The sequence below is a fragment of the Streptomyces sp. CA-251387 genome (assembly GCF_050936625.1).
Taxonomy (GTDB): Bacteria; Actinomycetota; Actinomycetes; order Streptomycetales; family Streptomycetaceae; genus Streptomyces.
Map to the genome: position 1 here is coordinate 4,594,640 of NZ_JBNJMJ010000001.1, position 14,387 is coordinate 4,609,026.

The following is a 14,387-nucleotide window of genomic DNA, read 5'->3' on the forward strand; positions in this document are numbered from 1 at the left end:
GCGTCAGCGTGCGTGCGGCTCCCGTACGACCGCGACCTCTCCGGCGGCCACCGTGACCGACCCCGGCAGCGGCTTGCCCGTCAGCAGTTCCGTCGCGTCCGCCGCGACCCCGATGTGGGCGGGCTGGTCGGTGTGGTTGATCAGGAAGAGGTAGTCGGCGTCCGGGCCGCGCCGCAGGGCTGCCTCGACGCCCTGGGGGGTCGTACGGACCGGCTTCACGCCCGCCTCCGCGCGGATACGGTCCAGCAACCCCGCCAGGGTCGCCGCGTCCGGCTGCGTGGCGAGGTACCAAGTGGCGCCCTGGCCGAGGGAGTTGCGCGTCACCGCCGGTACGCCCGCGAGCGGGCCGGTCGTGTACGACTCGATCGCCTCGGCGCCGGTCAGCCGCACGCGCTCCGACCACAGCACTCCCGTACCACCACCGCTGAGCCCCACCGACTCCCCCGGCAGCAGCGGGAACAGCTCGTCGGTGCGCACGCCCAGCGCGTCCCGGAAGGCGCCCGGGTAACCGCCCAGCCGGACATGGCAGTTCTCGTCGACCGCCCCGCTGTGGAAGCCGACGGCCAGGGTGCCGCCCCGCTGAGCGAAGGCGGTGAGGTTCTTCGCGCCCTCGTCGTCCACCAGGTACAGGCTGGGGGCGAGGACCAGGCGGTACGGCGACAGGTCGGCGTCCGGGCGTACGAAGTCCACCGCCACGCCGGACCGCCACAGCGGCTCGTACCAGGCGCGGACCAGGTCCTGGAAGCGCAGCTCGGCGCTGGGCTGGGAGGGGAGTTCCATGGCCCAGCGGGCGTCCCAGTCCCAGACGACGGCCACCTCGGCCGTGCCGACGCTGCCGCGCACCTCCGCGAGCGCCCGCAGGTCCGCGCCGAGCCGGACCACGTCACGCCAGATCTGGCTGTCCGTCCCGGCGTGCGGGAGCATCGCCGAGTGCCACTGTTCGGCACCCGCCTTCGCCGCGCGCCACTGGAAGTAGGCGACGCCGTCCGCGCCGCGTGCCACATGGGCCAGGGCGTTGCGCCTCAACTCACCAGGGTTCTTGGCCCGGTTCACGGGCTGCCAGTTCACCGCGCCCGTCGAGTGCTCCATCAGCAGCCAGGGGCCGCCCGCCAGGGAGCGGACCAGATCGCCGCTGAGCGCGATGTCGATCTCCGACTCGGGGTCGGCGGACTGGAGATAGTGGTCGTTGGAGACGATGTCCAGCTTCGGGGCCCAGCGCCAGTAGTCCAGCGCGTCGAAGTTGTACATCACCATGAAGTTGGTGGTGGCGGGGATCTCGGGGGCCGCCGCCAGCAGCACCCGGCGCTCCGCCTCGTACAGCGACAGCAGCTCATCGCTGCAGAAGCGGCGCCAGTCCAGCTGGTGGGTGGGGTTCGGGACGGCGCCCGTGGCGCGGGGCGGGAGGATCTCGTCCCAGTCGTAGTACCACTGGCTCCAGAAGCGGGTTCCCCAGGCGTCGTTGAGGGCGGCGAGGTCGTCCGCGTACCGCCCCCGCAGCCAGCGCCGGAAGGCGGCCGCGCTCTCGTCGCAGTAGCACTCCGCGTTGTGGCAGCCGTACTCGTTGTGGACGTGCCACATCTTCACCGCCGGATGGTCCGCGTACCGGCGGGCGATCTCCCCCGCCATGCGCAGGGCCGCCGCACGGTACGCCGGGCTGCTCGGGCAGAACGTCTGACGGCTGCCGTACGACAGCCTCCTGCCGTCCCTGTCCACGGGCAGCGCCTCCGGGTGGGCGCGGAAGAACCACGCCGGGGGCGCCGCCGTCGGGGTCGCGAGGTCGGCCGCGATGCCGTGGGCGTCCAGCAGGTCGAGGACGCTGTCCAGCAGGGAGAAGTCGTACGCGCCCTCCTTCGGCTCCAGCAACGCCCAGGAGAAGATGCCGACGCTGACCATGGTGACCCCGGCCTCGCGCATCAGGCGCATGTCCTCGGCCCAGACCTCCTCGGGCCATTGCTCGGGGTTGTAGTCGCCGCCGTAGGCGATGCCCGGAACCTTCAATTCCCGCGTCAGTTCCCGATTCAGTTCCCGCTTCATCGGGCGACTCCCGACGACAGCAGACGGCGCGTCGTCTCCACGCCCCACTCGTCCAGCGACAGCAGCCGGTCGCTGGACGCCATCAGGCCGCCCGTCGCCTCGACATGCGCGGCCCACCGCTCCCGGGTCTCCACCGCCGGGCGGGCCATCAGGCAGTCGGGGTCGTTGGTCCAGAGGCGGCCGTGCTGCCACCGGCGGCCGGCGCCCGTGAACTCGGCCGGGTCCTGGCCGGGCTGGCTGTAGTCGTCGGCCTCGGGGCGGCGGTGCGGGGCCGTGTCGGGGCTGACCCGCATCGCGTCGAACAGGCCGAGCGAGGGGAGGATCGGGGCGCCGCAGCCCAGCAGGTAGGCGTCCTCGCCGATCGCGTCGCGGATCAGCTGGATGCCGGAGCGGTACGCCGTCAGCGCGTCCACCTCCGTGTCATGCCGTACGCCGTCCAGGGCGCCCGCGTAGAGGAAGTCGACCTTGAAGTAGTCGTAGCCCTCGGCGCGGAGGGTCCGGAAGACCTCCGTCAGATACGCCGCCGCCTCCGGGTGGGTGGTGTCCAGGACGCGCAGGTCGTGGCCCCAGTTGCGGCCGGCGTGCGTGAAGCCGCCCTCGGGGGTGCGGACCAGCCACTCGGGGTGCTCGGTGGCGAGGTCGCTCACCGGGTCGACCAGGAAGGGTGCCGTCCAGATGCCGGCCCGGCGGCCCCGCGCGCGGATGGCGTCCGCGATGCCCGCGCGGGAGCGGAAGCGGCCGGAGAGGGTGAGCCAGTCGCCGAGGGCCTTCTGGTAGCCGTCGTCGATCTGTACGACGTCGATCGGCAGGTCGAGGGTCTCCATCGCGCGGAGGTTCTCGTGGATGTCGTCCTCGGTGACGGCGGTGAAGTACTCGTACCAGGAGCACCAGACCGTCGGGGCCGGGCGGGGCGCCGTCAGCTGGAGGCTGTCGGCCCAGTCGCCCAGCACCGACTGGATGCTCGTACCCGTCCACTCCTTCACCGGGCCGTCGGCGCTGACCTCCGCCCGGCCGTCCGTCACGACCAGCCGGACGGACGGGACCTCACACGTCGGGTCGACCGCCGCCCACAGGCGGACCGGCGATCCGTCACCGGGGTCGAGCGCCAGCAGGCCCTCGCCCTGGAACGTCCCCTCGGGAACGGTGACGCCCGGGCGGTAACAGACCGTCGCCCAGTTGTCGTTGGTCGGGCGGTACGGCCTGTCACCGAGGGCGTAGACGCCGCTGGGGCTCCAGGACTGCCAGCCCTCCTCGTGGACGCGGGCACGGGCCGCGTCCACGGGCACGGAGGCGACGGGGGTTTGCCGACAGGCTCTCAAGGGGTGGTGCACGGTGGTTCTCTTTCGAACGGGGCCGGGATCAGCCCTTGTTGGCGCCGAGGGTGAGGCCGCTGACGAACTGGCGCTGGAGGAGGAAGTACACGACCAGGACCGGGACGGCGGTGATCAGGGCGCCGGCGGCGATCAGGTTGGGGTCGGTGAAGTACTGGCCGGAGAGGTTGTTCAGTGCCGACGTGATCGGCATGTTCTCGCCGGTGGAGATCAGCACCAGGGCCCAGAAGAAGTCGTTGTAGATCCAGATGGACAGCAGGGTGGCGAGGGCGGCCATCGCGGGCTTGCACAGCGGCAGGGTGATCTGCCAGTACAGCCGCCATACGGAGGCGCCGTCGACGAGGGCGGCCTCGGTCAGCTCGTGCGGGAGCATCTTCATGTAGTTGGCCAGCACGAAGGCGCAGAACCCGGACTGGAAGGCGACGTGAATCAACACGAGCCCCAGGGCGGAGTCGTAGAGCTTGCCGCTCATGGTGATGCCGGGCAGGTCGACCAGGAGGTACAGCCGGTACAGGGGGGTGATGATGACCTGCTGGGGCAGCAGGTTGCCGGCGGTGAAGACCAGCAGCAGGGCGATGTTGACGCGGAAGTCGAAGCGGGCGACGTAGAAGGCGACCATCGACGACAGGAACAGGGTCAGCAGCACCGCCGGGACCGCGATGATGAGGGTGTTGGTGAAGTAGTGCGTCATGTCCGACTGCGTGAAGGCGTTCGTGAAGTTGTCGAACGTCAGCGTGTCGGGCCAGGACACATAGCCCTTCTCACTCGTCTCGCCGTACGGCCGAAGCGCGGCGTAGACCGCCCACAGCAGCGGGGCGAGCCAGGCGAGGGCGGCTCCGGCGAGGAAGACGTGGAGCAGGATCCGGGCGGGGCGCAGGGGGGTGCGCTGCTTGGGCGCACCGGTCGCGAGGGTGGTGGTGCTCATGCGCGCCGCTCCTTCCGGAAGGTCGCGATCAGGTAGGGGATGATCACGGCGAGGGAGATCAGCAGCAGGACGACGGCGATCGCGGAGCCGTACCCGATGCGGCTGGACTCACCGATGATGTTGTTGGTGACCAGGATCGACAGCAACTCGGTGCCTTCGGCGCCCTTGTTGAACACGAAGACGAGGTCGAAGGCGCGCAGCGCCTCGATGATGGTGACGACCAGGACGATCGTGTTCGTGGGGCGCAGGGTGGGGAAGATGACGTTCTTGAACGTCTGCCACTCGTTCGCCCCGTCCAGGGCGGAGGCCTCCCGCAGCGCGGGGTCGACGCCCTTGAGGCCGGCCAGGTAGAGGATCATCATGTAGCCGGTGTGGCGCCAGGACGCGGCGATCAGGATCGCCCACAGGTTCAGGTCCGGATCGCCGATCCAGTCGATGTACTTGCCCGGCTCGTTGGCGCCGATGAGGCTGTTGATCAGGCCGGTGTCGGGGTTGTAGACCAGCTGCCAGACGAAGCCGATGACGGCCATCGACAGCACGACCGGGAGGAAGAACGCGGTCTGGTAGACGCGGCTGAAGCGGATCTTCTTGTCCAGCTGCACGGCCAGGAACAGCCCCAGCGGCGTGGGGATGAGGATGAGCACGACGAACCAGATGACGTTGTGCTCGACGGCCGGCCAGAACTGCGGGTTGTTGGTGAACAGTTCCCGGAAGTTGTCCAGCCCGACCCACTTGATGGCGTCGAAGCCGATGCCGTCCCAGGTGGTGAAGGCCAGCGCGATGGAGGCCAGCGCGGTGACCCAGACCAGGGCCACGTGCAGGATCGTCGGCAGGCCGGCCATCAGGCCGAGGGTGAGCCGGTCACGGCGGGTCAGCAGACGGCGGTGGCCGCTGTGGGCCCGCTGGGTGGACGTCGCGCCCGAAGGCGGCACGGCGGCCGCCTCCGGGGACTTGGTGGGGGTGTCGGTAGTCATATCGATCAGCCCGACGCGAAGATCGTCTTCTTCTGGCGCTCGATCGACGACAGGATGCCGTCGATGCCCTTGGGGTCACGGATGAACTTCTGCAGCGCCGGCTGCATCACCGTGGAGGTGAAGTCCGGCCGGGAGTCGCGGTCCATGAACTGCGTCAGGCTCTTCGCCCCCGAGATCATGTCGTACGCCTTCTTCTGCAGCGCGCTGTAGGAGGACGTGTCCGCCTTGGTGGAGGCGGCGACGACGTTCGGGTCGGACTTGAGGTAGATCTCCTCGGCGGCCGGAGTGCCCAGGTACTGAAGCAGCTTCACCGAACCGGCGTGGTTCTTCTTCGCCTTGGAGAGCATGAAGCCGTCGGTGGGCGCCTCGACCGTGTCCTGCCCGTAGGCCGGGTCGATCTCCGGGAAGGCGAAGAAGTCGAGGTCCTCGCGGTCGGCCTCGTTGGTGAACTGCTGGCCCACGAAGGTGCCCAGCAGATACATGCCGGCCTTCTTCGACGCCAGCGTCTGGGCGGCGTCCTGCCAGGTGCGGCCCATCGCGCCGTCCTGGTGGTAAGGGAGGATCTCGGTCCACAGGTCGAAGACCTTGCGCACCTTGGCGTCCGTCCAGGAGGCCTTGCCGGCCATCAGCTCGACGTGGAAGTCGTAGCCGTTGGCACGGAAGTTGATCTGGTCGAAGGTGCCCATCGCGGGCCAGGCGTCCTTGTCACCGAAGGCGATCGGGACGAGGCCGTCCTTCTGCATCTGCTTGCACAGCGCGACCAGCTGGTCCCAGGTGGTGGGGACCTCGTAGCCCTTCTCCTGGAAGACGCTCTTCCGGTAGAAGAGCGCCCACGGGTAGGTGTACAGCGGCACGAAGTAGTACTTGCCGTCCTCGCCCTTGGAGAGCTTCTTCATCGCGTCGGGGAAGTTGCCCTCGATGGACTTCCACACGTCGTCGATCGGCGTGGCCAGCCCCTTGGCCGCGAAGAACTGCATCCGGTAGCCGGCGAACCAGTGGAACACGTCGTCCGGCGTGCCCTGCAGATACGAGTTGATCTGCTCCTGGAACGTGTTGTGGTCCTTGGTGTTCACGTCGACCGTGAGCCCGGACTGCTTCCCGAACGCCGTGTAGATGTCGGCGAACGCCTTCTTCGGCACGGCGTCCGACGCGTTGGAGCCGACCGTGACGGTCTTGGGGTCGCTCCCCGAACCGCTGCCACCGCAGGCGCTCAGCAGCGGGATCCCGGCGCCGAGCAGGGCGGCGCCGCCCACGCCGCGCAGCAGGGTGCGGCGGCTGGGCGAGGGCAGGGACAGACCGGAGGGTGAGGTGTGGTGCATCTGCGGCTCCTGAGGGCAGGGACGGCCGTGGCGGCGGCGCGATGAAGTCCGTCGTAATCGATCAGAAATCAACTTGACCGAACACAGTGGCGCAATAACAGCCGTATGTCTGGTCATGCGTCAAGAGATGTCGATGGCCGTTTCGGAAACGTGACCGATATCTCGAACTGGTACAGACCGAAGAGATGATCGAATCCACCTGCGCCGGGGAGATCACGCCGCTAGCTTTCGGCCATGACCGCATCGAGTACGCCCTCACACGTCCCCTCCGTGGCCCTGCGCGGCCGTCAAGGCGCCCTGTGGCTGGAGGACGGATCACTGACGCTGGAGCAGGACGGGATCCGAAGACGCATACCGCTGACCGCCGTCGAGGAGGTCAGACCGGCACCGGGCGTTAGCCCGCGTGGGGTGGAGGTGGTGCTGACCGCGCCGGAGGGGACGCGGCCGACCGTGTACCGGGTGGCACACCGGGGCGCGTCCGCACGGGACGTCTTCGTCGCGACCGTGACCGCCGCGCTGCCCGCGCGGGATGCCGAGGAACGCCGCCGGGACGGGGCGGAGCAGGTCGTGGTGCTACCGGGAACGGTCACTCCGCCCTGGCACAGGAAGGTGTTCGAGGACCTCACCCTGGCGCTCGTCCTCGGCGTGCCGATCGTGGGCTGGATCGCCGGGCTGGTGACGCTGATCATGCACGCCGACATCATCGGCGCGATCCTCTGGTTCTTCGGTACGAAGCCGCTGATCATCGGCGTGGTCCTGTACGGCATGGCCGCGAAGACGCTGTACGACCGCGCGATCCTGCGCCGCCGCGGGGTCACCGTGCTGGCGGGCTTCCACCGTCACGACGGCAAGAAGCGGATGTTCCAGTTCACCGACCTGGACGGCGTCCCCCGCGACTGCGAGGTCGACAGCGCGGCCGAGCCGGTCAGCACCTCGCCGGAGCGGTTCCAGGTCACCTACGACCCACGGAAGCCGGAGCGGGTGGCCGCCAGGCTCCCCGTGCGCACCTGGGTCTGGCGGACGCTCGGCGTGGGCGTCTTCGGCACGCTGTTCCTGTACGCCGGGCTGTACATGGTCCCGTACCAGCTCATCCAGGTTCTCTCCTAGCGCACGACCACGGTCCTGGTCTCGCTCACCTGATCGACCTCCGACGTCCGCACGGTCACCTTCATCTCCCAGGTCCCGGCGATGGGCAGGTTGAGGAAGCTGTTGCCCCAGTAGCCGCCCTTGTCGGTGAGCTCGGCGTCGAGGGGGCCGATGTCCTTGGCCGGGAGGGTGAAGGAGACGCGCAGCTCGGGGACGATGGAGACGCCGCCGTCGGGGCCGTAGACGAGGGCCTCGATCGAGTTGTCGCCGACCCGGCCCGGGTCGAGGGTGATCTGCACCTTGCCGCGGCCGCCGGGGGTGCCGACGTCGAAGGGGACGTTGGTGACGGAGGCACCGACCACGGCGGGCGCCTGCCCCGCCGCCTCGGCCTCCGCCCGGCCGGGCAGCGTGCTGGTGAGGATCGTGGTGACCGCCAGGACGGCGGCGCCGACGGCGACTTCGGCGAGGACGGAGCGGCGCAGGGCGCGGCGCCGCGGATCCCGGGCGGGCGGGGCGTCGCTCCGCGGTGCATCACTCTGCGGGGCGTCGGTCTGCGGTACGTCGCTCTGCGGCGGCTCGGGCAGCGGCGGGCCGCCGACCGGCTCCGGGACCTTCTCCACCTCCCTTACGACCGTCTCCGCGTCGGCCGTCGCCAGCCGTGCCGTCCAGCGGCGCGACAGGGCCGCCGCGCCGAGGAGCAGGCACACCGCGGCCAGCTTGAGGGTGAGGAGCCTGCCGTACGTCGTGCCGGTGAGCGCGTCCCAGGAGCCGAGGCCGCGCCAGGATTGGTAGACGCCGGTGACGACCAGGACGGTCACGGAAGCGAACGCGAGGCGCGAGAAGCGGGTGACGGCGACCGGGGTCAGGTGGGCGCGGTACAGCGTGGCGAGCAGCGCCGTGAGGCCGCCCAGCCAGACCGCCGTGGCCAGCAGATGCAGCGCCGAGGATGTCATCGCCGCGGGGACCTGGATGCCCGCGGAGGCGTGCTCGCCGGCGGCCCAGGTCACGGCGAGGCCTGCGGCGAGGGCGGCGCCGGACCAGCCGTAGGGACGGCGGCGCCGGGACAGCCGTACAAGGTAGACGGCGGCCACCAGCAGCAGGGCCAGCCGCGCCAGCAGGACCACGCCCGGTCGGCTGGTCAGCGTGCGGGTGAGGGACTCGATGCTCAGGGACCCGAGTGGCCCCTCACCCGTCTCGTACGGGGCCCGCAGCACCAGCAGGGCAAGGGTGGCGGCGAGGAGGGTCCACCAGCCCGTCCTCAGCAGACTCGCGAGCACGGGGGCGTCCGGTGGGCGGCAGACCGCCATGAAGGTCGCCGTGCCGATGAGCAGGGCGGCCGCGAGGTAGGCCAGGTAGCGGGCGATGTTGTAGAGGCCCTTGGTCGCCGGGTCCTCGGTGGGGCCGGTGTCGACGGTGGCCATGGTGAGGGTGCGTTTGCCGACGGAGAAGGTGAACGCGCCGGAGACCGGGTGGCTGTCGGCCGACACCACCCGCCAGGCAACGGTGTACGTCCCCTGGGCCATCTTCCCGGGCAACGCCACCCGGGCGGTGTCGCCACCGCCCCGCGCATGCTCCGGCTCGCCCGTACGCAGCCGGCGGCCGTCCGGGTCGAGCACACGGAAGGAGTCGTCGAGCAGGCCGACGGACTCCGTGAAGGTCAGGGTGAGGTGGCGGGGGGCCGACTTGAGGACGGTTCCGTCCTCGGGGTCGGTGGCGCGGAGGGCTGCGTGGGCCGACGCGGGGCCCGTGCCGCCGAGGAGGAACAGGACCAGCAGGGTGCCCAGCAGCACCAGCCGTCGAAGTCGCCGCCGCCCTTGAGTTGTTCGGCGCCGCGGTTGTCGTCCGTCATCGCACCCCACGTCAGTCACATCTCCGTCGTCGGACCTGCCGCCTCGGGGATACGTACGTACACGGGGCGCTCCACGCTCACCCGAACGGCACCGACCGTACGGTCGTACGGACCACTCGAAAACCAGTGGAGCAGCGCCGCTGTGCGCCATTACGGTGCTGCCGGACCAGGTCGCCCAGTCAAGGACGTGCCGTTGTACACCGTGTGAGACCTCCCGAGCGCTGATTCGTCGCGCGTCGCGCATGTGCGCCGCGCTCCTTTCTGCTGCGGATTTCTCACTGAAACCGGTGTACTTCTGTGCTCAATAACTGGGTGGTCATGCCCACCTGCCTGCCGCTCGTCCTCCGCCGTTGCCACGCGTGCGCGTCCGAGCGCTTCCGGGCAAACGGCAAGTTTCGCGTCAACGCGCACCACAAGCTCATCGACGCCTGGCTCCTCGTGCTCTGTACCGCTTGCGGGGAAACCGCGAAGCTCACGGTCCTGGAGCGGATGAACGTGCGCTCCGTACGGCCTGAGCTGCTGGACCGGCTGCATGACAACGACCCTGACCTGGCAGCCGAGTTGCTCCAGGACCCGGTCCTGCGCCGCCGTAATCGCATCGCCCTCGACTGGGACGACGCCTGGCGCCTCGACACCGGCGGACCGGATCACCTGGACGGCGAGGTGATCGACGTCTCGGTTCGCTTCGCGGCGCGGATACCTGTCCGGCCGGTGCGACTGATCGCTGAGGGCTGCGGCCTTTCACGGGCCGAGGTCGAGAGGCTGATCGCGGAGGGGAGACTCGTTTCGGCAGCCCGGCTGAGCGGCAAGCTCTCCGGCGACTTCACCTTCGTGCTCAAGCGCTGAGCCCTCCCCGGGACGGGGCCTGTCCTGCAAGATCCGCCGGGCCGGCCCCGGCCCCTCCCTCAGCGGCGTGGCGGTGCCAGCCGTTCCCGGTCGTGTCCCTGACCCACCCTCACCACGTCGGCCGTGCCGACACCCCGCCGTCCACCACCAAATCGTGCCCCGTGACCCACGACGCGAGCCCCGACGCCAGGAACACGCACGCGTCCCCCACGTCCTCCGGCCGCCCCAACCTCCCCGTCGGCGCGACCCGTTCCCATCTGCGCACCCCCTCCGGCCACGCCTCCTCCAGCCCCTCCCGGTGGATGAGCCCGGGCGAGACGGTGTTCACGCGGATGCCGAAGGGGCCGTACTCCAGGGCGGCCGAGCGGGCGTCGACCGCGGCCTGCGTGCACGCGAAGACGCTCGACAGGTTGGCGTCCACAACCGCCCGCCACTCCGCCGCGGTCATGCCCGGCAGCTCCTGCGTCGGCTGCACCCCCGCGTTGTTGACCAGCGCGGTCAGGCGTCCGCCACCCCACTCGGCGGCCTCCCCCACCACCCGCCGGCACGCGTCCTCGTCGGTCAGATCACCCCGCACCACCACGGCCCGCCGACCGGACTCCCGGATACGGGACGCCACGGCGCCCGCCGCCTCCACGGCCGTACGGCAATGCAGCACGACCGCGGCCCCCTCCTGCGCGAACCGCGACGCGATCCCCCGCCCGATGCCACCGCCCGCGCCCGTGACCAGGGCGACCTGTCCTTCGAGGAGTCCGCTCATGGGCGGCACAGTGCCGCGATACGGGCGGCCTCGGAGGGATAGCGCGCCGTCAGCTCCGCCAAGTCGCCGTGTTCGTAGCCTTCGTAGGTGAAGCCGGGCGCCATCGTGCAGCCGAAGAAGGTCCAGGATCCGCCCTTCACCACCCGCGCGCCCATCCAGGTTCCGGCGGGGACGGTGAGCTGGATGTGCTGGCCGTGCAGGAGGCCGGGGCCGAGCACGGCGGTGCGCGATGTGCCGTCGGGGGCGAGGAGGAGAAGTTCCAGGGGGTCGCCCAGGTAGAAGTGCCAGACCTCGTCGGACGGCAGGCGGTGCAGGGCCGAGAAGTCGTCCGCGGTCAGCAGGACGACTATCGCCGAGCCCTCCGGCCGCCCGTCGGCGAGCTCCGGTCCCGCCCAGGTCTGGCGGAACAGCCCGCCCTCGCGCGGGATGGGCTCCAGTCCGTAGTGCGCGACGAGGTCTTCTGGGGTCACGCCGGGAAGGCTACCTCCCGGGTGAGAAAGGCGAGTTGGGCATCCTTTCGCGGGATGTACACCTCAGGCAGATCGACCTCCGGCAGCACGACCACCGGCCCCGCCGTGAAGCCCTGCTTGAGGAAGCGGGCGATGGCCTTCTCGTTGCGCACGTCGGGGTCGACGACGACCCGCTGCCGGTGCAGGGTGAGGAAGACGTACGACGTGATGACGGTCAGGAGCGCGGCCGTCCAACCGGGCCGTGCGCCCCCCGGACCGGCCGGCGCGAGCAGCAGGTGGACGCCGATGTCTCCGGGACGGACGTCGTAGCACTCGCTGACGCGGTCGGCCTCCGGCTCGTACGTCTGGAGGAGCGCGACCGGGTCGGCGTCACGCAGGACCAGGAAGGCGTGATGGGTGTCGAGGGTGTCCATGTGGGCGTAGACGTCGACCACCTGGTCCCTGGTCAGGCCGTTCATGCCCCAGAAGGAGGCCCGCTCCTCACGGACCCAGCCGTGCACGGCCTCGGCGTCGGCCTGCGGGTCGAGCGGCCGGATGCGGACGGTGCCGAAGCCGTCGACGACCTGTTCATGGACGGGTTCACGGACGACTTCGCGGACGATCGTCGGCTCAGACATCGGACTCCTTCTCGAGCTGGTTGAAATCGGTGACGACCGGAGCCAGATCTCCTTTCAGCCACAAGGGGAGCTGGTCGCGGTGATGGACTGAACCGGGGATGCCGGAGGCGCCGAGCGGGACCACCCAGAGGCTGGCCTCGCGGTCGGCCAGGTCCCAGACGTAGCGGGCGGCGGGGCCGCGCGCGCTCAGGTCGGTGAGGCCGGGGACGGCGGAGGTGCACAGGACGCAGTCGTGGTCGCCGGAGAGGCCGGGCGCGTCGTACGAAGGGTCGGGGAGCGCCCGCCAGGGGGCGAGGCGGTGGGTGTCGCCCCAGGTTCCGGTGGGCTGCCCGGCGGCCACGTCCTCCACCGCCGCGCGGACGGTGCCGGCGCGGTCGATGCCGTACAACTCCTCGGCGCGCAGGAGGTGTTCGAGGGCGAAACCGACGCGCGGCAGCAGGGCCAGCCAGGGGAGGAGGACCTCCGGGTAGGCGGGCGGTGCGGACAGCGCGGCGAAGGCCGGGTGAGCGGCGAGTCGTCGTACGACCGCCGCGCGCACCGCCGCGTACACGGCCGCGGCCTCGCTGTCCGCGTCCATGCGGCGGTCCCAGTCCAGGAGGGTCTGCCGGATGCGGTCGGCCTCGGGGGTGAGGGTGCCGACCGTGCGCAGGAGCTCCAACAGGGGCTCCGCGGAAGCCAGTCGGGTGTCCATGTGGATCGCCGGCATGTCGGCGGCCGACCAGCGCTCCTTCTGCCCCAGCAGTTCCGTGATGCGGTCGGCGCGATGGGGCGGGGCGAACTCGACGCCGAGCGGGCCGGCCAGGCCGCGCTGGTTGGCCATGGCGGCGACGCCGTCGGTGAGCCCGCCACGGGGCGTCTCGTGCCAGCCCTGCCAGTCGTGCCCCGGCTCCCAGGCGGGCACCAGCCGCACCCGGTTGGCCTCGGCCCGCACCGGCACCTTCCCGGCCACGCGGTGCAGCAGACCACCCTCGGCGTCGGCGGCCTGGACGACGTTGACGGGCTCGGCCCACAGCTCGACGGCACCGTCGACGTCGGCGACCCGGCGGGCGCGCAGGAGGGGAAGGAGCGCACTGAAACCGAGGTCGCCGGTGACGCGGGGCGGGTAGCGGAGGGCGACGGCGAGGGGGACCACCAGCCCGTCCGGAATCGCCCCCTCCGGGGGAGCGGGGGGACGAGTCCCTTCGGGCTGCTCCTCGGCCACCCCGCTCTCCAGCCCCTCCGGCCCTCCGATGATCACCGGCCCCCGCCCCGTCTCGATCACCTCGACCTCGACCGGCTCCTCCCCGGCCACCTCCACGACCTCGGTGTGCCGCGCCGCGCGCCGCCACACCCCGTCCGGGTCCAGGGCCTCCACCCCCGCCCCCGTACGCCGCAACCGCTCCCGGTACAGGTCCTGGTAGTCGGCCATGGCGTTGGTGATGGCCCAGGCGACCGTGCCGGTGTGCCCGAAGTGGGCGATGCCCGGGATGCCGGGGACGGCGAGACCGACGACGTCGAACTCGGGGCAGGACAGATGGATCTGCTGGTAGACGCCCGGCTCCTCGATGAACCGATGGGGATCCCCCGCGATGACCGCATGCCCGGTGACGGTCCGCTCCCCGCTCACCAGCCAGCCGTTGCTGCCGGAGGTACCGGGCCCGTCGGTGGCGAACAGCCCCACCGCGTCCGCGCCGAGATGCCGGACGACCTGCTCGCGCCAGAGCTTGGCCGGGAAGCCGGCGAAGAGGATGTGGATGCCGAGCCAGACACCGAGGGGAGTCCAGGGCTCCCAACGGCCGGGAGCGACCCCTACCCTCGCAAACTCAGGCGTACGACGGGCTCCTTCGGCCAGCCCTTCATTCACCCCGTCGACATACGCCCGCACCCACCCCGCCGTCTCCGCGTCCCGTCTCTCCAGCTCGGCGAAGCAGCGTCTCGCGGTGTCGTCGAGGCGGGCCCGTCTGACGAACCGGTCCCAGGGCAGGGCCTCGGCACCGAGGAAGGACGCGGAGGTGCCGCGCGCCCGGTGCCGCTCGACCTCCAGCTGCCAGGCCCGGTCGAGGGCGGTGACGCGGCCCTGGACGCGGGCGAGTTCGACCGCCCCGCCGGCACGCAGATGCGGAACGCCCCAGGCGTCACGGTAGATCTCGCCGGTCACCCTGTGTCCCTCCTCAGCTTTAGGTTAGCCTTGCCTAAG

The 14,387-nt window shown here is 70.8% G+C and carries 12 protein-coding genes; 2 read left to right on the forward strand and 10 right to left on the reverse strand.

Annotation, left to right across the window (positions count from 1 at the left end; genetic code table 11):
• Positions 1 to 3: 3 nt before the first annotated feature.
• The 5 genes from ACQEV2_RS20475 to ACQEV2_RS20495 form a co-directional block, all read right to left on the reverse strand.
• Positions 4 to 2,034: a beta-galactosidase gene (locus tag ACQEV2_RS20475; protein ID WP_433043278.1), complete on the reverse strand. Its 2,031-nt coding sequence runs from the start codon at positions 2,032 to 2,034 to the stop codon at positions 4 to 6.
• Entirely contained in the window at positions 2,031 to 3,320 is a 1,290-nt protein-coding gene (locus ACQEV2_RS20480; RefSeq protein WP_433043281.1) for a glycoside hydrolase family 36 protein, read from the reverse strand. The genes ACQEV2_RS20475 and ACQEV2_RS20480 overlap by 4 nt, the downstream gene beginning before the upstream one ends.
• Positions 3,321 to 3,393: 73 nt before the next feature.
• Positions 3,394 to 4,290, reverse strand: a complete 897-nt coding sequence (locus ACQEV2_RS20485) for a carbohydrate ABC transporter permease (protein ID WP_433043284.1) — start codon at positions 4,288 to 4,290, stop codon at positions 3,394 to 3,396.
• Entirely contained in the window at positions 4,287 to 5,264 is a 978-nt protein-coding gene (locus ACQEV2_RS20490; protein ID WP_433043287.1) for a carbohydrate ABC transporter permease, read from the reverse strand. Before ACQEV2_RS20490 ends, ACQEV2_RS20485 begins: the two co-directional genes overlap by 4 nt.
• A 5-nt stretch (positions 5,265 to 5,269) precedes the next feature.
• A complete protein-coding gene (locus ACQEV2_RS20495) occupies positions 5,270 to 6,583 on the reverse strand; it encodes an ABC transporter substrate-binding protein (RefSeq protein WP_433043290.1) in 1,314 nt (437 codons plus the stop codon).
• Between the two features lie 234 nt (positions 6,584 to 6,817).
• Here ACQEV2_RS20495 and ACQEV2_RS20500 point away from each other — a divergent pair, with 234 nt between their 5' ends.
• Positions 6,818 to 7,690, forward strand: a complete 873-nt coding sequence (locus tag ACQEV2_RS20500) for a hypothetical protein (RefSeq protein ID WP_433043293.1) — start codon at positions 6,818 to 6,820, stop codon at positions 7,688 to 7,690.
• Here ACQEV2_RS20500 and ACQEV2_RS20505 read toward each other — a convergent pair.
• Complete coding sequence (locus ACQEV2_RS20505; protein WP_433043296.1) at positions 7,687 to 9,459, reverse strand: copper resistance protein CopC; 1,773 nt, start codon at positions 9,457 to 9,459, stop codon at positions 7,687 to 7,689. The two genes, ACQEV2_RS20500 and ACQEV2_RS20505, sit on opposite strands and share 4 nt — an antisense overlap.
• Before the next feature lie 356 nt (positions 9,460 to 9,815).
• Between ACQEV2_RS20505 and ACQEV2_RS20510 the strand changes: the two genes are divergently transcribed.
• The gene (locus ACQEV2_RS20510; RefSeq protein ID WP_433043298.1) at positions 9,816 to 10,364 is read left to right on the forward strand and encodes a DUF1062 domain-containing protein; all 549 of its coding nucleotides are present in this window, start codon (positions 9,816 to 9,818) and stop codon (positions 10,362 to 10,364) included.
• Positions 10,365 to 10,473: 109 nt separating this feature from the next.
• Here the strand turns inward: ACQEV2_RS20510 and ACQEV2_RS20515 are convergent, their stop codons facing one another.
• From ACQEV2_RS20515 to ACQEV2_RS20530, 4 genes are read right to left on the reverse strand one after another with little or no spacing between them, the layout of a single operon-like run.
• Positions 10,474 to 11,133 carry an SDR family NAD(P)-dependent oxidoreductase gene (locus ACQEV2_RS20515; RefSeq protein ID WP_433043301.1) on the reverse strand — a complete coding sequence of 220 codons (660 nt, stop codon included), beginning with the start codon at positions 11,131 to 11,133 and terminating at the stop codon, positions 10,474 to 10,476.
• The gene (locus tag ACQEV2_RS20520) at positions 11,121 to 11,594 is read right to left on the reverse strand and encodes a cupin domain-containing protein (protein ID WP_433043304.1); all 474 of its coding nucleotides are present in this window, start codon (positions 11,592 to 11,594) and stop codon (positions 11,121 to 11,123) included. The genes ACQEV2_RS20515 and ACQEV2_RS20520 overlap by 13 nt, the downstream gene beginning before the upstream one ends.
• A complete protein-coding gene (locus ACQEV2_RS20525) occupies positions 11,591 to 12,211 on the reverse strand; it encodes a GNAT family N-acetyltransferase (RefSeq protein ID WP_433043307.1) in 621 nt (206 codons plus the stop codon). Before ACQEV2_RS20525 ends, ACQEV2_RS20520 begins: the two co-directional genes overlap by 4 nt.
• Positions 12,204 to 14,348, reverse strand: coding sequence for a penicillin acylase family protein (locus ACQEV2_RS20530; RefSeq protein WP_433043310.1), 2,145 nt, complete (start codon positions 14,346 to 14,348; stop codon positions 12,204 to 12,206). The genes ACQEV2_RS20525 and ACQEV2_RS20530 overlap by 8 nt, the downstream gene beginning before the upstream one ends.
• Positions 14,349 to 14,387 lie beyond the last annotated feature (39 nt).